Source organism: Streptomyces sp. NPDC030222 (assembly GCF_055573115.1).
Genome location: NZ_JBVICA010000005.1, coordinates 158,298 through 177,150 on the forward strand (window position 1 = coordinate 158,298; position 18,853 = coordinate 177,150).

Here is an 18,853-nt window from a genome sequence, read left to right on the forward strand (position 1 = left end):
ACCCCCGGGCCACGCCACCTCCTGGTGACCTCTGCGGATTGCAGATTGCCATCGCGATCACAGAATCGAACACGCGAACGATCCGGCCCCGTCGCGACTCTCACTGCTCCGCTTCCTGGAGCGCGTGCAGGCTATCGGTCGATCTTGAAGCGGCGCATCACGATGGTCGCCTGTCGCAACCTATTTGTGAAGTCCTGGCTACGGGCAACCTTGTCAATGCCCTGAGTCCTGTTCCCACGCAAGGCGCTCCGGTATTCGCGATCCAGAAGGTTCGCCATAGTTCCCATGAGAGCGTCTGACAAATGTTCCAGCTTAATGTTTATAAGGTCGCCCGGCGTGGGCCGCCTTAGACGCGTCAAAGTGAACGCGCTCATGTATGCGAGATGATATCGCCAGTTTTCCGTTGTGTCACCCAGCAGCGGCCGATCTTGGGCGTAATCCGTCAGGAAGTCACCGATGCGTGTATGAATATCCAGAACAAGACTATAGAGGTCGATATCTGTGTCGCTTGAGAACACCTTGTAGTAGTGAGAATCATCCAAGAGGAGCGTTTCCGAGTACTTTAGCGCTGTGTGAGGTTCCCCCACCACAATTGCTGTATATTCACGTGCCAATCTGGACATGCTGACGACTTGTTCAAGCGGGAAACCCAAGTTCTTGTAGTAGTTCGCCCGACGCTCGTAGCGGTATCCGTCGCGTGAGAGCGCTTCTTCGATGTCCTTTTGGATTTTTTCGGTGGCTCGCAGAGCGCCCGGTGGAAGCTGTGTCTGACTGTTGGTCGCACGGATGATTACATCCCTTGCGCGTCCAGAGGAAGGGGGAACCATGACTCGCACGAGAACTGAACGATCGTTGTGGTGCCCCGAATCGCGGAAATGGTTGAATATTTCGTGGCTCGTCTGCAGCCCGTTTACGATCTGCGGATCTCGTACCACGATCTTCTTTCCCGCGATGCTGACCTCCTCCGCGACGATCGTTACGCCATTATTGAACCACCAAAAATCCTCGCGGTGATTGGATTTAAGGGTTTCACCGATTGCCGCATTGACGGAGGTCTGGCCTGCATAATCTCGCACGTTAGACTCAAACAGCTCAAGTCGGAGTGCGCCATTGTCGGACGTGATGAAATCGTAGTAATGGTCAAGACGCACTAGACATATGTAGCCGTCACCGAGTGACGTACTGACTGGAGTCTCTGAGAACGTCATATTCAAGACGGTGGAAGCGCCGCGCCCCGACATCTCCCTGAGCTCGGCGGCTCCGAGGTACTCAGCATGGCATTTTGTTTGTGACGCAACCTTGGCTAGTTCTGCGGCGAGCCTGTTCCCTTTCCCTCGCACGTTAGGGTGCGGGGCCTCCACGGAACGGGTAGCGTAAATCACCCGGATTGAAACTTCCGGGAAGGAAGAGGCGAGGGCCTCTAATACGGTGAGAAACCTACCTGTGCGATCCAGCAGCTTTGCATTCGTCGAGTCAGAGAGTGCCTTGGCATCTCGGCCCATATCGAGAAGTAGCGGCAAATGGTAGTGGAGCTTCTCGAAAGCCGTCTCTTGATAGCCGGGAGAAATCTTGGCTTGCAAAATGACGAGCTCTATCTTCTTCGCTCGAATGGTTACATGGCGATCGATGCTGGCAGAAACGTATCGATCGTCAACGAAGACCCATAGACCGTCGATCCCGCAATCGTGAGATCCGTCAACTATCCCGTCGCGGAGTTCATCGATGTCTAGGTCGAAGTCTTGTAGTGCGGTACTCGCTGTGAAGTAGTTAAAAAAGTCGTCCATCTTTTGATTTGGGGCAAGCCGCCGCCGCTGATCTTCCAGGATGCGGTCGAGCAGGCGTTGATCGTTACTCTTCACAGCCATCTGCAGCCCCCAAGTTCCACGCACTTCTGCAAGGAATCATCTTGGCGAAGCCACGCTTACGTCGGCAAGATGTAGGGCTCGACTTGGTAGGCGCGCTCGAAGCACCGAGGGACGACTTGATGCAAGCGGGGGCGCACACTCCGGCCAGCCGAGCCTCGATTTCCGGGCCCGGGCCGGCCGGTGACAGTGCGTGGCAGGCCCCAGCTGTGCCCGGAGGGCACATCACCCTCGCGCACGTTCAACGTCAACCAACGCCATTTTGCCTGGTCAGTGGCTTGACTTGAAACGACGAAGACTGTCGGCGTGATCAGCCTCCCCGGCGCGATGACCGGCATCATCCTGGCCGGAGTCGACCCCTTTACCGCGATCCGCTACCAGATCGTCGTGATGTACATGCTGCTCGCTGCCGCAGCACTGGCCGCGCTCACAGCTGTCCGCCTCGCTGAACGCGCCCTGTTCGATGACCCCCACCGCCTGCGACCGCTCGCCGAACGACCTGCGAGCCGACGGTGATGAACGGACGCGCCGCAGTCCACCAACGCACCGGTGGTAGAGCTTGCAGGGCCGAGCCGTGGCCTCCCTCTCAAAGTCACATCTGGGCTTCCAGGAGTGACCGAGGTCCTCAGATGGGGTGAGGCGCGTGATCCTCATGGCTGGGTGTGCTGTGCCACGTATCGTCTTCCGGGTGACTGATGCGACCGTGGCCGACCGGACTGTCATCCCGGGCAGCGTCCTGGCCGAGCTGGCAGACGCCTTTGGGATCGGAGAAGTGACGGTACGCCGCTACCTCGCCGACGGGCTGATGAACGTGAACTGGAAGGTCGACACTCCGGTCGGGCCATTTGCTCTTAAGCGGGTCACCGACGTGTCACTTGACCGGCTGAGCCGCAACCTCGGCGTGCTCGCTGCGCTCGCCGGCGACGGCATCCCGGTCAGTCCTCCTTTCACCACCTCTGCCGGTTCTCTGGTCGCGGAGGTGGGTGGCGGTGTCTGGTGCCTGTTCCCGTGGGCGGCGGGTGCTCACGTCCGGGGTATTGACCTCAGCCTGTCCCAGGCAGCGTCACTGGGCGCTCACCTGGGTCGTCTGCATGTAAGCCTGGGCCGGACCTGTGGCCGAGGCTTGCTGCCCGTCGTGCCCGATGCGGTCACAGCGGAGGTCACGTCGCCGGAGCAGGCTGTTGAGAAGTCGCACCGACTCACCGCGGCAGTGGCAGATAAGGGGACCGGCAGCGCCTTCGACGAGGCGGCCGCCGCAGCTCTCGACCATCGACGGGCACTGATCACCAAGCAAGCCGACCGCCGCCCGCAGCACACGACTCCCGAAGGCGCGCACGGCTGGACGCACGGCGATGTCCAGTACCGGAACCTGCTGTGGGAGGGCGAGGAGCTTGCCGCCGTCCTGGACTGGGACCGGGTCGGCGTGCGCCCGTACGCGGAAGAGGTCGTGCGGACGGCGCAGGTGCAGTTCGGGGTGGACGGGGTGTTCGACCTCGCGCGCGTCTCGGCCTTCGTCGGTGGGTACCGGTCCGTGATGCCGTTGGAGGACACCGCGCTCGCGGATGGTGTCCGCAGGCTGTGGTGGAAGCGGATGACGGACTTCTGGCAGCTGGAGTTCCACTACGACCGCGGTGACTTCTCCTGCGACGGGCTGTTCACCGCGGACGAGGCGCTGCTGCACTGGTGGACGGACCGGCTCGATCAGGTCGAGGACGCGTTCGCCGCCGGATAGATCCCGAGGGCTTCGAGGTCCGGCAGACGCGACCGGGTGAAGCGTGCGGCGCGCTGCCGGGCCTGCTCTCCCAAGGCGTGGTGGTCGGCGGTACGGATGGCGTCCGCCCACGCCTGTGGTCCCGCCGTGTGGGGCAGGACGATTCCGGCCGGGCCGATGGCTTCGGGGATGCCGCCCCGGTCGGTGCGGATGCTCGGCGTCCCGTGCAGGGCGGCTTCGATGATCACCCGGGGGAACGCGTCCTCCACAGTGGAGGGCACCAGCAGAAGGCGGTGACTGCGGTAGAGGGGGCTCATGGCGTAGACCCGTGGGACGAAGGTCACGTTGGGGTACGCGGTGAACTGGTCTGCGGTGTTCCACCAGCCTTCGACCAGGGTGAAGTGCTGTTCGGGCATGGCGCGGATGAGCTGGTGCAGGAGGTCGGAGCCCTTCGCCGGGATCGGGTTGACCATGAGCACTGACCCGGTTCGTGCCACGGGGTGGCTCGGCTGGCATGGTGCGAACGGCGGGTGCAGGACGGCGAGATGGGTTCCGTCGGTCTGTGGTGCTCGTCGGTGGACGAATTCGGAGACGGCCAAAGCGTGGTGCGGGTGGCTGGCGAGGACTCCGAGTCCGGTCTTCGACACGGAATGCAGGATGCCTGCGACGAGTGCGGCGGGCCGGGCCTGTGCGGCGAGGTCGGCCGCGCCCTCCTGTGAGGTGAACACGACGTCGGGCCTCAGCTCGGACAGCAGTCTGTGAAGGGCCGACGTGGTCTGGGTCTGCGGTACGGCGACGCAGTCCACCCCCTTCCACCGGTAGCGCAGTTCGCCGTGCGTCTCCTCGTAGGGGGTGTCGTGGGCGTCGAGGAAGGCGCATATCTGTGGGAGTTGTGGGGCTTGGTCCCAGGGTGCTTGGTGGGAGCCTAGATAGACGGTCTGCCAGCCGGCCGTGGCGAATTCCTCGGCGAGGAGTTGTTGGGTGACCTCGGCCCCGCCGATGAGGAGTGGGGGTGGGGTGCGCCGCCAGGCGAAGAGGGCGGTGGGCATCGGCCGATCACCTCATCCACAGCGTGACGAGGGATTCCACCGCGTCCGCGACGTCGGACGGGCTGGTGTCGGCGGGGATGACGGTCACCTCCCGGGATACCGGCGGGCGTGCTCCTGAGACGAAGTAGTCCCGGGTGTGGGCGAGGAATGCGGGCTCGTGGAGGAAGTAGTCGGACTCCGCCGCCGTGTGCCCGGCCGCTTTGCGGCGCAGGCTCAGTACTTCGGCGGGTACGTCGAGATAGAGGGTGTGGTGGGGGCGCAGGAACGGCAGCTCCTGGAGCCGGTCGCGCAGCTGGTCGTGGACGTCGTAACCGAACAGGGCATCGAGGGCATGGGCGTGGGCAAGGAGGGTGTCGACGGAACGGTCGAGAATCGCAATGGGCCTGGCGCTGGCGAGTGCGGCCCGAATGCGGGCGTTCTCAATGTCCATGAACTTCTCGAACGCGGCGAGTTGTGCAGCCGCGGAGTCGGTGCGGGCCGGAGGGATGTCGTCGCGGTGGGCGATGTGCTGGACGTAGCAGTCGGACACGAAGGCCCGTTCCTCGATGCCACGCCTGCGCAGATACTCGATCGCGGTGGACTTCCCGGCGTACGAGGGTCCTTCGAGGGCGATGATCTTCATGGTGCCTCCGTCCGGTAGAAGCGCTCCGCGTAGGTTCCGGTGTCGGCCGGGAGGTCGGCGGCGACGGTCCAGGCGTGCCGGATCGGCCGGTACATCTTTCGGGCCGGGTGCATCTGGGAGCCGTGCATCCGCAGGACGGTGGCCTTGTCGAGGATCACGTTGGTGACGTCGACCAGTTCGGTCGTCAGGGTCGGGCCGGTGCGGGCGCGGAAGAGGTGCTGGTCGCATCCGGCGAGTGCGTAGGTGGACCAGAACGCGAGGTCTTCCCAGAACCATCGGCATCCGAGGCGGACCGCGGCCTCGTGCACGAGGAGGTGGTCGGGGTGTCGGGTGACGGCGGCCGGGGCGAGGAGTTCGGCGTCGGGATGGGCGTCGACGACCGCACGAAGTTCGTCGGTGATCTGTTCCAGGCGGTCAAGGCTGTAGGGCAGGTACGGCGGGTCGGCGTCTTTGTGGCCGAGGAGGACCCGGTTGGCGGCGAAGGGGGCGAGGGCGGCGGCGCCCTCCCGGTCGCGCAGGTCGGAGACGGCGGCCTCGGTGGTGTAGGCCCCTTCCAGGGCTGGGTGGACGCTCGTGGAGCGGGTGAACACTGTGGCCACGGTGAGCGGGCGGGGGTGGGCGAGGAAGGTTCCGGAGGCCGAGAGCGCGAAGTCGTCGTGGTGCGGTTCGATGGCGAGGACGGGGCGGCCGGCCGGGTGGCGCAGCTCTATGAAGTGGGGGTGGCCGTTGTGTGTGTGGGGGGGCCATCAGCTCGATGACGTGATGGTCGTGGGCGCGGTGGCGTTCGACGAGGTGGTCGGTCCACTCCTGATGTGCGCGGACGAGGTCGTCGGGGAAGGTGTAGATCCCTTTCGCGTCCGGCACCGGCAGGGCAACGGTCATGGAGGGCTCCTGATTCATCGGACGGTGGTCTCGTACCAGTGGCGCCACATGCGTGCGGAGCCCAGTCGCAGACGGGCGGTCACGGGGTTCTGCCACCACAGCATCCGGAGGCTGGACCACTGGTCGTAGCGGCGGGTGGAGGGGCGTACGCGCAGGTCGTCCAGGATCGTGACCGGGGCGGCGGTGGCACGGCCGTGGGAAGTCAGGCGGGCGAAGAGGTCGACGTCCTCGCTCATGAACAGGTCGTCGCGGTACCCGCCAACCTCCTTGAAGGCTGTGGCGGTGGCGAACTGGGCGACGCCCTGTGCGCCGCCGTGGGCGGTGCGGTAGTGGTCCCAGTACGCGCACAGCAGCCGCGCCCCGAGCCGCTTGGGCGTGTAGAGGGGCGGGATGGCGCCGCCGACCGCCCCCGCGTCCATCGCGGCCGCTGCCGCGGTGATCGCTTCCGGGGGAAGCGCAACGTCGGCGTCCGTGAAGAACAGCCGCCGGCCATGGGCGGCGGCAGCACCGCTGTTGCGGACCCGGCCGATGCTGCGGACACTCTCGCTGATCACCCGGACGCCGAAGGAGGCGGCCATGTCGGCGGTGGCGTCGGTGGAGGCGTTGTCGACGACGATCACCTCCCCCTGCTCGCCGCTGGTCCCCTCCCACCGTGCGAGGGAGACGAGGACGGTCGGGAGATAGCGGGGCAGGTAGGCGGCTTCGTTGTGGGCGGGGATGACGACTGTCAATCCGGGGCTGGTCAACGGGCAGTCCTTTCCGTGAGTGGCGGGCGGACGAGGTGGGGTGTCCGGCGGGTGAGGTCGGCCAGTCGGCTCGACCACAGCGCCTGGTCCTCGCCGGGGGCGGCATGTGCCCAGCAGCGGACGGTGATCAGGAGCATCCATGCCGACAGGCGGGCGGCATCCAGGGCGAGGGGGTAGCTGCTGGTGAGCGCGTCGCGGTCCCACGGCGTGTGGGCGGCGGTCATGACGAGGGCGTGAGCGACGTCAGACTCCCGCCGGCCGGGGGCGGCGTCGGTGAAGTCGACCAGGTGGCGTGTGCCCTGGGGACCGGCGAGGACGACGTTGTCGAAGTGGAGGTCTCCGTGGCACCACACCGTTGGTGCTGTGTCGGGGGTGTCGGCGATGAGGGCGAGCGTGGGGGCGATCTGGTCGAGCAGGTCGGACGGGCAGCGGCTGGCCAAGGCGGAGACGGCGTCGGAGAACGGGCGGCGCGGAGCCGACCGCGCGACCGGTGCCCGATGCAGCCGACCGAGGAGGGAGCCAAGGTCCTTGAGAGCCCGGGCATGCGGGATGCGGCCGGAACGCACCGCGGTGCCAAGGGTGCAGGTGCCGAGGTCGGACTGGACGAGTGCGGTGGCTCCGTCATCGGAGGTGATGCCGCAGCCCAGGATCTTCGGGACGGGCACAACGGTGGCAGCTGCGCGGATCGCTGTCGCTTCGGTGATCGCGTTGCGGCGGGCGGTGTGCGCGTACAGCTTCACGATCACGCTCCGGCCGTCGGAAAGGCCGACCCGGTACACGGCGGTGCGGGGACTCGCCTTCAGGCGCTCCGCAGTTCGGGCGGGCGTGCCGAGAAGCGCGGCGCAGGCACGGGAGACCATCGGCGGGGGCGTGCTCATCGAAGCCCCGCAGGCTCGGGGTGGGCGGCGCCCAGCGCGCGGGTGTGCCGCAGGGCCCGCCGCAGGAGCGTGCGGTACTCACGGACGTCGTCCGTACGCGGGCACGCCGCCTGCCACGGTTTCTCCGGGCCCACGAAGTGGACGAGGGCTGCGGCCGGGTCGGGGCGCAGGGGGCGGCTGACGACGCGGCGTACCCAGTTGCCGCGTTCGAGGCAGCGGCCGACTTCGAATCGGTTGTATCCGGCGTCGACCGGGCGGACGCGGCCTGCGTGAAGGAGCCATAGGTTCAGGGCGTCCTGGTCGTTGTGGAGGATGTGCCGGCGATGGCGGACCAGGGCACGCTCGACGCTGCGGCGGATGTCGGGGAGGCTGTTGACCGTCTGGCTGACCGGTTCGAGGCACTGACCCGTGATCTGGCCACCCACGAGATAGCCCACGGTGACCTCCAGCACGGCAACCTGCTCGTCGCGAGCGATGACACGTTGCGTCTGGTCGTCTACGACGGAATGTACGTCCCGGCGTTGGCCGGCATGGGCGGCACTGAGCGGGGACACCGCAACTACCAGTCGCCCATGCGGGGGAATGATGACTTCGGGGCAGCGCTGGACCGGTTCTCCGCTTGGGTCATCTTCTTGTCGCTCAAGACAATTGCCTCCGACCCCGCCCTTTGGAATCGGCTGCACGAGCCCAGCGTTGAGTTTCTGCTGCTCACCGAGGACGATTTCAAGAATCCGGGCGGCTCCACGAGACTGCAGACGCTGCTGGCCCATCCCGACCGGACGGTGAGCGGCCTCGCCGACCAGGTGCGGTCCTTGGCCTTCCAGCCGTTGGACGTGCTACCTCCGCTCGCCGCAGCCGTGCCCAGACAACGGGTCGCCGCGACGACAACCTCAGCGGTATCGGGCGGTGGCACAGCGACCCCCCTAGTACAGGTGGACTGCCCGGATGGATGACCGGGCACGTCTCTCCGCAGGCCAATCCGACGCCGACCGTGCCCTCGGTCACGGCACTGGACGGCTTCTATATGCGGACGCCGCTGGATGTCGCCACAGCCGTGCTCTGGCCGCTCATGCTGGTCGCAACGGTCTTGATGTTCGTCGCGAGATTCTCGGCGCCACCGATCGGGCCGGGTGTGCCCGTTCTCGCTGCCATCGCGCTCACCGCGTTCGCCAGAAGCCGACGCGCGGAGCGGGCGCAGTCACGGGCCGCCCTCGCAGAGCTGACGAATGAACTGGCCCAGCTCGGTGACCCGGTCAAGGCTGCCGAGAAGCTGCGCAAGGACCGAGCGAAGTTCGACGAGGCGGAAGCAAGCGGGCCGCTGCTTACCCGCGAGCCCAGGGCAAGCTAACAGCCCAGTACCACGCCGAGCTCAAGGAGGCCGAGAAGCGCAAGGTCCGCAAGCAGCGCGACATAGACAAGAAGATCGACGGACTCTCGGAAGAACTCCGTAGAGCCCTAGCCAAGGCACTCACCGACAAGCAGTCCACGTACGTGCGGGATCAGCTCAGCCGACGGCTGATCGCTCATTCCCCGCCGCACGGCATCAGACCGAAACTCGCCGCGCGGCTGGCGGCGGCGGGTATCCGTACGGCAGCCGACTTCGCTGGCTACCGGTCCGTGCAGAACACCCAGTACAACAGCACCGGCGCCGTGCTCGTGCTGAGCAGCGGCCGTGTCATCGACGTCCACGGCATCGGCGAGGCCAAGGCCATCGCCCTCGATGTCTGGCGCAAGGACCTGGTCGCCTCCGCCAAAGCCCGGCAACCGACCGCCCTCAGTGCGTCGGAGCAGCAGTCGATCGAACAGGGCATCGCCAGCCGTCGGGCCCAGCTCACCGCCCAGCGCAAGGCTGTGGAGTCCGAGACCGATGCGCTGCGTGTGAAAGCACGGAAGCAGATGGAGGACGATCAGAAGCGGCTCACCCGAGAGAACACGCTTGCTGGCGATCAGGCCCGACAGCAGCGGCAGGAGTTCAGCCGGCGTACGGTCGCACTCCAGCAGAACAGCGCGCTCCACGGAGCACTGAGCGCCTCCGTCGAGGCTGCCAGGCTCCGGCAGCGCGGACTGTCGTTCGCGTGTTACTTACGGTTTCTCTACATCGGTCGCTGACGTCCGGTTCGGCTGCCGGAGACAGCAGTGTGAAGGGGCGGATTTTGGCATTGGATCCGGACTCGCCCCCAAGCCTCCGCAACCCCAGTCGCTGAACACCTCTAGGGGCCAGGCAGGGACGCATAAACGTCGGCTCCGGATGATCGTTCGCAGCTACGATCTCCCCACGGCGTGATCAGTCGTTGTCCGGAGCATCACCCTCTTCGAGGAGACGGGCCGCGAGGTCGTCGGCCCATTCCACGGCCCAGGAGCGGAGAGCGGTGATCGTGGTGTCGTCGAGCCCGTAGGCGGCGAAGGCTTCGTCGTCGGTCCACTCGGCGCCCGTGAGGTTCGCCTGCAGGTCCTCGCGCTCGAAGCGGCCGCGGGCGTGGCGGCGGCCGAACTCCTCAAGCGCGGCATTGGTCCAGCGGCGGGAGGCTGCGAAAACGTCGATCAGGTCGCGGGGCGCTCCGCGGTCGGCGAGGGCGCGGACCTTGGTCCCGATCACATCCTCCTCCGCGAGGACGGGCCCGTACGGGCTCTGGGCGACCGGCCGCCAGAAGATCTCCTTGAGGATGTCGACTTCACATTCCTGTCCGGTGGCCGGGTCGGACACGGTGAAGCGGGCGGACAGCGGGGCAGTCTCCAGCGCGTGCACCTTCCAGCCGCGGGCTTCCAGGCCGGCACAGAGCGTGGCAGCGATGTCGGCCATGGGCGCCGGGTTCTCGGTGGCGACGTCTAGGTCCTGGCTGGGGCGGTTCACGAGGTGGTGCGCCCGCACGGCATACCCGCCGGTGAGAACCAGGGGATACGGGGAGCCGAGCGCGATCACATCCGCCAGGAGCCGCGTGTGCAGCTCCGGCATATCCGTCACGCGGCTGTCCGGGTGCGGGAGGCGAGCCGGGGGAAGGCGTCTTCCCATACGGCGCGCACGGTGCGGCCCACGAGGGTGCGCAGCACCGGCCACAGCTGGAGGAGCAGGTCCTGGTTGAGGTAGCGGGGCAGATCGTCTTGCAGGCCCTCGTGCAGGACGGTGCGGTACAGGCCCATGCGCTGGCGCGGTTTGCCCAGGTCGTATGAGGTCATTCCGGACCAAGCCATGTGCAGCGGCAGCTTCACGACACCGTGGGTCGGCCCGTGCAGCTCGTCCAGCGACTCCGGCAGCCGGCGGCGGAACTTCTCCCGGTACAGCGCGAGGTCCTCGGCGTCCGCGCCCGAGACATCCCTCGGGGTGGGTGCGGGGTGCTGTGGGCTGGAGGGCATGACTCCATTATGGCGGCCGGAGACGTGGCGCGGGTCATGATGCGCGAGCCGGCGTCCGAAGCGAGCGGGGGCGGATCCCCGGGTGAGCTGGTTGCCGCAGCCTGCTCAACCCTGAGCAGGACGGACTCTCGGCCCTGACGCTCGTTTGACGCTCTGGGCGTCTGCACGAAGGACGATGAGCCGAGAAACCGGCTCTGACCAGGGATTTTCTGGGATCCGTTCAGGCCGACATCCTTTCGATGACGCATCACGTGGAGTGCGTGGCGATCCTGGAGCCGATCGTGAAGGGCCACTGACCTGCGGTTTTGTAACACTCGTCGTCCATTCGACCTGCTACCGCCCGTCCAACAGGTGAAGCGCGGGGCTGGTCGGCGATGCGGGCTTGACCTGCGGATTCAAATGGGGGCAGGCGACGGCGGCGCGAGCAGCGGTCGCACGCCCGTCGGGTTGTCGACGCTCCCGTGACGCTCGTTCTGAGGGCCCATTACATCGGGCGGGTGGGGTTCGACGTAGCGGTGTGGCTCTGTTGATAACCTCAATGATTACGCGCGAGCGTATTCTCACTGACCTCTGCCACGTCGGGGCAGCGCTACGCGGTCAGATGCTTCACCCGTCACGTCCCTGACCAGGAGAGCCGCTACCAGGCCATCAGCGCTCGGCTCGCACGTTTGGACTCGGTCGAGCTCTCCCAGCCGTGGAGGCTCGGCTTCGAGTACCTTCCCGACGCCATCCGCGTGGGGAAGGACCTCTACCCTGTCCACAAGATGGAGTGGATCGAGGCCGTCGCCCTGTCCTCGTGGCTCGAGGAAAATCATGCCGACCGGTTCGCCGTCGACCGCCTGGCGGACCGGTTCGAGGCTCTGACCCGGGACCTGTTGGCACACGAGATCGCCCACGGTGGCCTCCAGCACGGCAACTTGCGACGCCCCGGCCCTCGCCCTCGCCGACGTCGGCATCACCATGGGCGAACACGCCTCACACGTGGCTCCGGAGACCGCCGACATCGCCCTCGCCGGAAACGACCTGCGCCAGGTCGCCGCCGTCGTCGAACTCAGCCGCCACACCCTACGCGTCGTACGGCAGAACTACGGCCTCGCGATCGGCGTCAACCTGCTCGGCCTGGTTGCCGGGGCCGGTGGCTCCATGAACCCGGTCCTCGCCGCCCTGCTGCACAACACCAGCAGCATCGCCGTGGTCGGCAACTCGGCCCGGCTGGTCAACCACCCCCGCACCTGCCGCGCGTGGGAGACGACGTCCTGCGGGCGGCCCCTCTGGAGGACTGCAGGGTGCGCTGACCCTTTTGGTAATGGAATCCATTTCCAGGTAGGGTGTCGGTCGTTCCCCTGCTCCCCCGGAGGTAGTTCATGGCCGTCCCCAAGCGGAAGATGTCCCGCAGCAACACGCGTCACCGCCGCGCCCAGTGGAAGGCCACGACGCCTCAGCTCGTGCCCCTGACGGTGGACGGCTCCGTGTACCTCGTACCGCAGAGGCTGCTGAAGGCGTACGAGCGTGGTCTGCTGCGTCCCGAGGGATGAGCGTGAGGGGTGACACCGCCGACCGGCGGCTGCCGGTGACCGTGCTGTCGGGCTTTCTCGGGGCAGGCAAGACCACGCTGCTCAACCACGTGCTGAGCAACCGTGACGGCCTGCGGGTAGCGGTCATCGTCAACGACATGAGTGAGATCAACATCGACGCGGCGCTGGTGCGCGGTGGCGAGGCGGCGCTGTCGCGGACGGAGGAGCGCCTGGTCGAGATGACCAACGGGTGCATCTGCTGCACCCTGCGCGACGACCTGCTAGAGGAGGTCGAAAGGCTCGCCCGCGAGGGCCGCTTCGACTATCTGCTCATCGAGTCCAGTGGCATCTCCGAGCCGATGCCGGTCGCCGCCACCTTCGCGTTCCCGCGCGACGACGGCGCGACCCTGGGCGATCTGGCCCGCCTGGACACGATGGTCACCGTCGTCGACGCCGCGAACTTCCTCCCCGAGCTCGCGGGCGGCGACGGTCTGGCCGATCGCGGCCTCGACCAGTACGAGGAGGACGAGCGGACGGTCAGCGACCTGCTGATGGACCAGATCGAGTTCGCCGACGTGATCGTCCTCAACAAGCTCGACCTGGTGGAGCCTGAGGACGCCGCGTGTCTGCGTGCCGCCCTGACGCGGTTGAATCCGGCGGCCCGCCTGCTGACCGCCGTCCGGGGCCAGGTGGCGTCCGGCGACATCCTGGGGACCGGCCTCTTCGACCTGGAGCGTGCGCAGGAAGCGCCTGGGTGGGTCATGGAACTCAACGGCGACCACGTGCCGGAGACCGAGGAGTACGGGATCTCCAGCATCGTCTTCCGATCCGAGCGGCCGTTCCACCCGGGCCGGCTGTTCACCTTCGTGACGAAGGGGCTCGACAGCGGCACGTACGGCACGATCCTCCGCTCCAAGGGCTTCTTCTGGCTGGCCAGTCGACCGCATGTCACCGGCCTCTGGTCGCAGGCCGGTTCCGTCGCCCGCTTCGAACCGTCCGGTGTCCGTGACGGCGACGGCCAGGGGCAGGAACTGGTGTTCATCGGCACCGGCTTGCGCGCCGAGGCGCTGCGGGCGGCCCTGGCCGGCTGCCTGATGGCCGAGGGTGAGAGCGTGCCCGCCGACGACCCGTTCCCCGGCTGGGACACGTACGGCATCGAGGACGCCTGCGAACACGAGCACTCCGCGCTCGCGCAGTCGGCCTGACAGACTCCGGGTCGGGCGGTGGTCGCAGCCACGGCACCGCTCGACCCGGCTTCGACAGACTGAAGGCACCTCGCAACGGCGAGGTGCCTTCAGGCGTTGGCGCGGGTGCACGCACCCCATGGCTCAGCGGTCCTCGGTCTCGCTGAGGAGCGGATCGTTCATGGCGCTCCAGCCGTCGGGGCCGAGCGAGAGTTCACTCTCGGTCAGCAGGGCGCTGTCCAGGGCGCCGGCGATGCGGTTCAGGTCGAGGCCCGCGCCCGTGAACGCGATCTCGTTGCGGCGTTCACCGTAGTAGTCGTCCCAGAACCAGCAGGCCAGCGTGCGGCGTTGCGGGGTAGCAGCCTCCCATGCCGGGGACGCCGGCGCCTCCAGCCAGCGGTCGGCCTCGCGGATCTCCAGGTGGCCACCGGCCGAGCGCCAGGTGACGACGGCATCAGGCCGGCTGGCGAGCCAGAGATGGCCGCGGCTGCGCACTACGCCGAGCATGGCGTCGCCGAGGGCATCGGCGAGCCGCTCGGGGTGCAGGGGGCGGCGGGAACGCCAGACGACGGAGGAGACGGCCTGGTGGGTTTCGGGGTACGGGTACGGGTAGGTCACGGCATCGAGCCGGGACTCCCACGCCTCTCGCGCCTGCACGGGAACCTGCGGCCGGGTCAGGACCCGGCCCGACGCCGGCTGCCGGGCGGCGATCCGGCCGAGGGTGATCATGCCGGCACGGGGATTGAGGTGCCGCATCAGCGCGGTGGCGGCCTGGCCGGGTTCCTGGCTCCCCGGTGACGTGTCCGTCAGGACGAGGGCGTCGGCCGCCTCCACCTGCCGGGCGGCGGCCTCGGCCGGAGTGAGCGGCTCGCCCTGGGCGTCGCCGCCCCAGACCCGTACCGCCCGGTGTACGCAGGCGATGTCCGCCAGGAAGACGGCCGGGTCGACGCCGACGAGGACCGGAGTGGCATCGTAGTGGTCCTCCAGGCCATCGGCGCCGATCCGGGTTCGCCACAACTCGGCCAGGAAGGGAAGAACATCGACATGCCCGGGCAGCGCCAGGACGACATGGACGTCCTTCGTGGCCCGGCGGAGCGCGACCAGGTCCTGACGCAGGATCACCACGGGGTCGCCGGTCGCGCCCAAGGACGTCGGCACCGCCGACCGCGCGCCGCTGGTGGTCATCAGGCGCTGGACCACCGGGTAGCCGCCGGAGGGGCCGTCCTCGACCGACACGGAGAGGACCACCGCCTCCGGGCTTGCCTGGAGCAGCTGTTCGACCAGACCTCCGCGGATCTCGGGGGAGTTCCCGGCGACCACGCTCAGCAAGCCCTTCGGTGTACCGGTCGTCCGATGGAAGATCATGCGGGGCCCTTCGGTGAAAGCAATTTCGGTGGGAATGTCATGTTTTGCTGTGCAGGCACCGGCGGCAGGTCCCCGTCACGCTCACGGCATGCCGTACGTCGTGAAAGCCGTAGCGGCTGCCCAGTCCCGCGAGCCACTCCTCAAGTGCCTCCGAGGTGAACAGGACGCCCTCGCCGCACCCGCGGCATTCCAGACGGTGTTCGTGACTGTCGGGCAGAAGGCGGTACGCCTTCCCGGAGGGCGCGTGCACGACTTCGAGCAGGCCGGCGGCGTCGGCGGATCGCGGGATTCGGTAGACCCTGGAAAGGCCCGCACCGGACCCCTGGATGACGCTCAGCATGTGCAGTTGCCGGGCCGTGAGGAATCGGCCTGCCTCTTCGAGGATCTTCAGCACCTCGGTTTGCCGGTCCACGGTTCGTCGGTCGCCGGTTCTCCGGCGGCCCGTGACGGCCGAGGTCGCGGAGGAGGGGGGCTGAGGAGTGTCGGTGCTCATGGCCGCCTCCTGTCCGCCCGATGTACGGGCGTGTCCGGGCGTCTCGTTCGGTGGTCGACCTCGTGGGCGCCTCGGCTGTGGCCTGAGGCCGGGGTCCCGGCCGGGCACTCCACCGCATCCTCGCGGTGGAGTGCCCAGAGCCGAGGTGCGCACGTCACCCCGGGGGGATCACCAGGAGGACTTCGTCACGCCGGGCAGGAAGCCGGCGTGCGCCTGCTGCCTGGCGCGGACCCGGGAGAGGCCGAACTTGCGGAGGTAGCCGCGGGGTCGGCCGTCGACGCTGTCGCGGTTGCGGACCCGGGTCGCGCTGGCGTTGCGCGGCTGCCTGCTCAGTTCCGCCTGAGCGGTCCGGCGCTCCTCGGCGGTCGACGAGGGGCGGCGGATGATCTCCTTCAGTTCGGCCCGCCGGGCGGCGTAGCGCTCGACGATCTCCTTGCGCTTCTCGTTCTGCGCGATCTTGCTCTTCTTCGCCATCAGACCTTCACCCCTCGTGCCCGGATCCTTGCCACGGCCGCCTCGATGCCGATCACGTCCACCGTCTTGATCGCCTTGGTGCTGAGGGTCAGACGGACGTGCCGACCCTCGCTGGGCAGCCAGTAGCGCTTGCGCTGGATGTTCGGGTCGAAGCGACGCGAGGTGCGCCGGTGGGAGTGGGAGATCGTGTTGCCGAAGCCCGGCTTGGCGCCGGTCAGTTGGCAGTGGGCGGACATGGGTGTTACCTGCCTCTCTCTGCGGCCATCACGTACTGGTAATGAAAACCGTTGCCATATACTAGCTCCGGCGGGGCCGAGGGCCGGAACGGGCGGCGGACCCACCCGACCGCGAACTCGACCAAGGGGCGCCGCCATGGCACGCCGCCAGGGTGCCCGCAAGCCCGCGAGGCCCCGCCCCAACCCGCTCGACGCGGCCGGGATCACGTACATCGACTACAAGGACACCGACCTGCTGCGGAAGTTCATCTCCGACCGCGGCAAGATCCGCAGCCGCCGTGTCTCCCGGGTCACCGCCCAGCAGTAGAGACAGCTCGCCGCCGCCATCGAGAACGCCCGCGAGATGGCGCTGCTGCCGTACGTCAGCCGGTAGGACCTCATCGCGGGTCAGAGCCAGGCCCCCCGGTGGTCGTCACCACCACCGGGGGGCCTGGGTCGCCAGGTCACATGACGCCTGCCGGCTCCCGGCCCGGTCCCTTCCCCTGTGCGGGATCCGCTCCCGGTGCCAGGAGCGGCATCTCGAAATGGACGGTCCCGAATCCGCCGTGCTCACCCGTGGCGCGGGCGTCGAAGACCTCGGTGGCCATGCCGCGCCAGAAGGCCTCCGCACCCGGGATGTCGACGTTGGTGTGCAGGTAGACGCGTTCGTAGCCGGGCACCGACGCGGCGAACGCGCAGGCGGTATGCACCATCGCGCGGGCCAGCCCGTGCCGCCGGTGCTCGGGGCGTACGTACACGCGCAACAGCTGCGCGGTCCGTCCCGAGGGGTAGCGCTCGACGAGGCTTCGCGGGTGCGGCGGATGAGCGGGGCCGCGGGAGTTGAGTGCGGTGGTGCCGACCACCTCGTCGTCGTCGCGCACGGCGACGACGAGGGTGTGCCGCGGGTTCCGCAGGTACGTGCTGTCGAGGTCGACGACGTCGGAGTGCCAGCTCGGCACGTATCCGTAGCCGAACTCCCGGTAGAAGGTGTCCAGCATGACGCTCCGGGCGCCGACCAGGTCCTCGGCCCTCGCGTGCCGCACCGTGTACCGCCCGACTCTCTGATCTCGCGTCAGCTCTTCCATCACCTGCCGCCTCTCCTGCTTCGGGGGCCCGCAGGCTACCCGAAAAAATCCCTATTGGAAATGAAAACGATTACCGATAACGTCTGTGTTGCACAGCGCCGACGCAGTCTGAGAGGAAATCCGGTGGGACATCTCCTGGTGATCGAAAGCTGGGTGGGGTCGATGAGCAGGCTGCTGCCCAGGGCCATCCGCGAAGACGGGCACGAGTTCACCTTCGTCACCCGCGACCTGCACCACTACCTGCGCTCGGCCTCCGCGGCCGACGGCCCGCACCCGTTGCTCACGGCCCGCAACATCATCACGGCGGACACCAACGACACGGACGCCCTCCTCGCACGGATCGAGGGCCTGCACGCCGTCCTCGGCTTCGACGGAGTGGTGTCCTCCTGCGACTACTACCTGCCGGCCGTCGCGCACACCGCCGCGCGACTGGGCCTGCCCGGCCCTGCCCCGGAGGCTGTCGAGGCTGCGTGCCGCAAGGACCTGACGCGCCGTATGCTCGGCGAAGCCGACGTGGCAGGACCCCGCTTCGCGATCTGCGAGGGGGCCGGGGAGGCGGCCGTCGCCGCCGCCGAGATCGGCTACCCGCTCGTCGTGAAGCCCGTGGACCTGTGCGCGGGCATGCTGGTCCGCGCGGTGCGCGACGAACGCGAACTGGAGCTCGCCTGCCAGGCCCTCGCCGCGTTCCCCGTCAACGCGCGCGGCCAGGACCGCGCCCCTGCCATCCTGCTCGAAGAGCTGCTGCAGGGGCCTGAAGTCAGTGTCGAGACCGTCTCCTTCGGGGGCGCCACCCACGTCGTGGGCGTCACCGACAAGAGCATCGGCGGAGCGCCCGCCTTCATCGAGACCGGCCACATGTTCCCGGCCGGCATCGAGGAGGCCCTGGCTTCGGAGGCCGCCGAGACCGCGCTGCGGGCGGTCAAGGCACTCGGCCTGGACCAGGTGGTCTGCCACACCGAGATCAAGCTCACGCCCGACGGGCCCCAGGTCGTCGAGGTCAACCCCCGCCCGGCCGGCAACCGCATCACCGAACTGGTCCGCCACGTCACGGGCATCGACCTGGCGACCGCCTGCGTGGACGTGGCCCTCGGCCGCGCGCCCGACCTCACGCCGCGAGCGACCGGCGTGCGCAGCGCCGCCATCGCCTTCCTCCTGCCCGACTCCGCAGGAGTCCTCGCCGGCATCGAGGGGGCCGAGGCCCTCCGCGCCCGGCCCGAGGTGCTGGAGCTCACCCTCGCCGAGCCGGGCCGCACCGTGCGCGCCGCCACCAGCAACAACGAGTACCTCGGGCACGTCATGACCGCCGACACCGAGGGCGGCGGCGCCCGTGAGGACGCCGAGCGGCTGCTGGCCGAGCTGCGCACTTGTTACGAGCCCTCCGCGGCGGTGCCCGCGTGACCCTGTCCGCCCCTCATGCGCCTG

The 18,853-nt window shown here is 67.9% G+C and carries 22 protein-coding genes and 2 pseudogenes; 9 read left to right on the plus strand and 15 right to left on the minus strand.

Annotation, left to right across the window (positions count from 1 at the left end):
• Window positions 1-131 precede the first annotated feature (131 nt).
• Window positions 132-1,865 carry an AIPR family protein gene (locus ACZ4Z5_RS09515; RefSeq protein WP_468259072.1) on the minus strand — a complete coding sequence of 578 codons (1,734 nt, stop codon included), beginning with the start codon at window positions 1,863-1,865 and terminating at the stop codon, window positions 132-134.
• 294 nt (window positions 1,866-2,159) lie between these two features.
• Between ACZ4Z5_RS09515 and ACZ4Z5_RS09520 the strand changes: the two are divergent.
• Both ACZ4Z5_RS09520 and ACZ4Z5_RS09525 read left to right on the plus strand, forming a co-directional pair.
• Window positions 2,160-2,378 (plus strand): annotated as a pseudogene (locus ACZ4Z5_RS09520) (ABC transporter permease); the annotation flags it as partial.
• 136 nt (window positions 2,379-2,514) lie between these two features.
• Window positions 2,515-3,594, plus strand: a complete 1,080-nt coding sequence (locus ACZ4Z5_RS09525) for a phosphotransferase (RefSeq protein WP_468259074.1) — start codon at window positions 2,515-2,517, stop codon at window positions 3,592-3,594.
• On the opposite strand, the gene ACZ4Z5_RS09530 is transcribed toward ACZ4Z5_RS09525, so the two are convergent.
• The 6 genes from ACZ4Z5_RS09530 to ACZ4Z5_RS09555 all read right to left on the minus strand — a co-directional run bounded on the left by ACZ4Z5_RS09530 (window position 3,564) and on the right by ACZ4Z5_RS09555 (window position 8,202).
• Window positions 3,564-4,622, minus strand: coding sequence for a glycosyltransferase (locus ACZ4Z5_RS09530; RefSeq protein WP_468259076.1), 1,059 nt, complete (start codon window positions 4,620-4,622; stop codon window positions 3,564-3,566). The genes ACZ4Z5_RS09525 and ACZ4Z5_RS09530 overlap by 31 nt on opposite strands.
• A 7-nt stretch (window positions 4,623-4,629) precedes the next feature.
• The gene (locus ACZ4Z5_RS09535) at window positions 4,630-5,244 is read right to left on the minus strand and encodes a dTMP kinase (protein WP_468259079.1); all 615 of its coding nucleotides are present in this window, start codon (window positions 5,242-5,244) and stop codon (window positions 4,630-4,632) included.
• The gene (locus ACZ4Z5_RS09540) at window positions 5,241-5,954 is read right to left on the minus strand and encodes a PIG-L deacetylase family protein (protein ID WP_468259601.1); all 714 of its coding nucleotides are present in this window, start codon (window positions 5,952-5,954) and stop codon (window positions 5,241-5,243) included. The genes ACZ4Z5_RS09535 and ACZ4Z5_RS09540 overlap by 4 nt, the downstream gene beginning before the upstream one ends.
• Before the next feature lie 186 nt (window positions 5,955-6,140).
• Window positions 6,141-6,872, minus strand: coding sequence for a glycosyltransferase (locus ACZ4Z5_RS09545; protein WP_468259082.1), 732 nt, complete (start codon window positions 6,870-6,872; stop codon window positions 6,141-6,143).
• A complete protein-coding gene (locus ACZ4Z5_RS09550; RefSeq protein WP_468259085.1) occupies window positions 6,869-7,750 on the minus strand; it encodes an aminoglycoside phosphotransferase family protein in 882 nt (293 codons plus the stop codon). The genes ACZ4Z5_RS09545 and ACZ4Z5_RS09550 overlap by 4 nt, the downstream gene beginning before the upstream one ends.
• Window positions 7,747-8,202, minus strand: coding sequence for a hypothetical protein (locus ACZ4Z5_RS09555; protein WP_468259088.1), 456 nt, complete (start codon window positions 8,200-8,202; stop codon window positions 7,747-7,749). Before ACZ4Z5_RS09555 ends, ACZ4Z5_RS09550 begins: the two co-directional genes overlap by 4 nt.
• 30 nt (window positions 8,203-8,232) lie before the next feature.
• Between ACZ4Z5_RS09555 and ACZ4Z5_RS09560 the strand changes: the two genes are divergently transcribed.
• The 3 genes from ACZ4Z5_RS09560 (at window position 8,233) to ACZ4Z5_RS09570 (ending at window position 9,859) form a co-directional block, all read left to right on the plus strand.
• Window positions 8,233-8,703 (plus strand): hypothetical protein, encoded by a 471-nt coding sequence (locus tag ACZ4Z5_RS09560; RefSeq protein ID WP_468259091.1) that lies wholly within the window; start codon window positions 8,233-8,235, stop codon window positions 8,701-8,703.
• Entirely contained in the window at window positions 8,700-9,098 is a 399-nt protein-coding gene (locus ACZ4Z5_RS09565; protein ID WP_468259094.1) for a hypothetical protein, read from the plus strand. Before ACZ4Z5_RS09560 ends, ACZ4Z5_RS09565 begins: the two co-directional genes overlap by 4 nt.
• Window positions 9,099-9,241: 143 nt before the next feature.
• A complete protein-coding gene (locus tag ACZ4Z5_RS09570; protein ID WP_468259096.1) occupies window positions 9,242-9,859 on the plus strand; it encodes a hypothetical protein in 618 nt (205 codons plus the stop codon).
• Window positions 9,860-10,034: 175 nt separating this feature from the next.
• Here ACZ4Z5_RS09570 and ACZ4Z5_RS09575 read toward each other — a convergent pair whose 3' ends face one another.
• The 3 genes from ACZ4Z5_RS09575 to ACZ4Z5_RS09585 form a co-directional block, all read right to left on the minus strand.
• Window positions 10,035-10,703, minus strand: a complete 669-nt coding sequence (locus tag ACZ4Z5_RS09575) for a nucleotidyl transferase AbiEii/AbiGii toxin family protein (RefSeq protein ID WP_468259604.1) — start codon at window positions 10,701-10,703, stop codon at window positions 10,035-10,037.
• A 5-nt stretch (window positions 10,704-10,708) separates the two neighbouring features.
• Window positions 10,709-11,101: a hypothetical protein gene (locus tag ACZ4Z5_RS09580; protein ID WP_468259099.1), complete on the minus strand. Its 393-nt coding sequence runs from the start codon at window positions 11,099-11,101 to the stop codon at window positions 10,709-10,711.
• A gap of 560 nt (window positions 11,102-11,661) precedes the next feature.
• Entirely contained in the window at window positions 11,662-11,997 is a 336-nt protein-coding gene (locus ACZ4Z5_RS09585) for a hypothetical protein (RefSeq protein WP_468259101.1), read from the minus strand.
• A gap of 468 nt (window positions 11,998-12,465) precedes the next feature.
• Here ACZ4Z5_RS09585 and rpmF point away from each other — a divergent pair, with 468 nt between their 5' ends.
• Window positions 12,466-12,636 (plus strand): 50S ribosomal protein L32, encoded by a 171-nt coding sequence (gene rpmF / locus ACZ4Z5_RS09590; RefSeq protein ID WP_360583757.1) that lies wholly within the window; start codon window positions 12,466-12,468, stop codon window positions 12,634-12,636.
• The gene (locus tag ACZ4Z5_RS09595) at window positions 12,633-13,820 is read left to right on the plus strand and encodes a GTP-binding protein (protein ID WP_468259103.1); all 1,188 of its coding nucleotides are present in this window, start codon (window positions 12,633-12,635) and stop codon (window positions 13,818-13,820) included. The genes rpmF and ACZ4Z5_RS09595 overlap by 4 nt, the downstream gene beginning before the upstream one ends.
• Window positions 13,821-13,943: 123 nt before the next feature.
• Here the strand turns inward: ACZ4Z5_RS09595 and ACZ4Z5_RS09600 are convergent, their stop codons facing one another.
• The 4 genes from ACZ4Z5_RS09600 to rpmB form a co-directional block, all read right to left on the minus strand.
• The gene (locus ACZ4Z5_RS09600) at window positions 13,944-15,164 is read right to left on the minus strand and encodes a GTP-binding protein (RefSeq protein ID WP_468259105.1); all 1,221 of its coding nucleotides are present in this window, start codon (window positions 15,162-15,164) and stop codon (window positions 13,944-13,946) included.
• Window positions 15,165-15,201: 37 nt separating this feature from the next.
• Window positions 15,202-15,657: a Fur family transcriptional regulator gene (locus tag ACZ4Z5_RS09605; protein WP_468259107.1), complete on the minus strand. Its 456-nt coding sequence runs from the start codon at window positions 15,655-15,657 to the stop codon at window positions 15,202-15,204.
• A 168-nt stretch (window positions 15,658-15,825) separates the two neighbouring features.
• Window positions 15,826-16,131, minus strand: coding sequence for a 30S ribosomal protein S14 (rpsN, locus tag ACZ4Z5_RS09610; RefSeq protein ID WP_360583750.1), 306 nt, complete (start codon window positions 16,129-16,131; stop codon window positions 15,826-15,828).
• Window positions 16,131-16,367 (minus strand): 50S ribosomal protein L28, encoded by a 237-nt coding sequence (rpmB, locus tag ACZ4Z5_RS09615; RefSeq protein ID WP_360583748.1) that lies wholly within the window; start codon window positions 16,365-16,367, stop codon window positions 16,131-16,133. The genes rpsN and rpmB overlap by 1 nt, the downstream gene beginning before the upstream one ends.
• 136 nt (window positions 16,368-16,503) lie before the next feature.
• On the opposite strand from rpmB, the pseudogene rpsR reads away from it, so the two are divergent.
• Window positions 16,504-16,740: pseudogene (gene rpsR / locus ACZ4Z5_RS09620) on the plus strand (30S ribosomal protein S18).
• Window positions 16,741-16,810: 70 nt separating this feature from the next.
• Here rpsR and ACZ4Z5_RS09625 read toward each other — a convergent pair.
• A complete protein-coding gene (locus ACZ4Z5_RS09625) occupies window positions 16,811-17,431 on the minus strand; it encodes a GNAT family N-acetyltransferase (protein WP_468259110.1) in 621 nt (206 codons plus the stop codon).
• 123 nt (window positions 17,432-17,554) lie between these two features.
• Between ACZ4Z5_RS09625 and ACZ4Z5_RS09630 the strand changes: the two genes are divergently transcribed.
• Complete coding sequence (locus tag ACZ4Z5_RS09630; RefSeq protein ID WP_468259113.1) at window positions 17,555-18,829, plus strand: ATP-grasp domain-containing protein; 1,275 nt, start codon at window positions 17,555-17,557, stop codon at window positions 18,827-18,829.
• The last annotated feature ends 24 nt before the right edge of the window (window positions 18,830-18,853 follow it).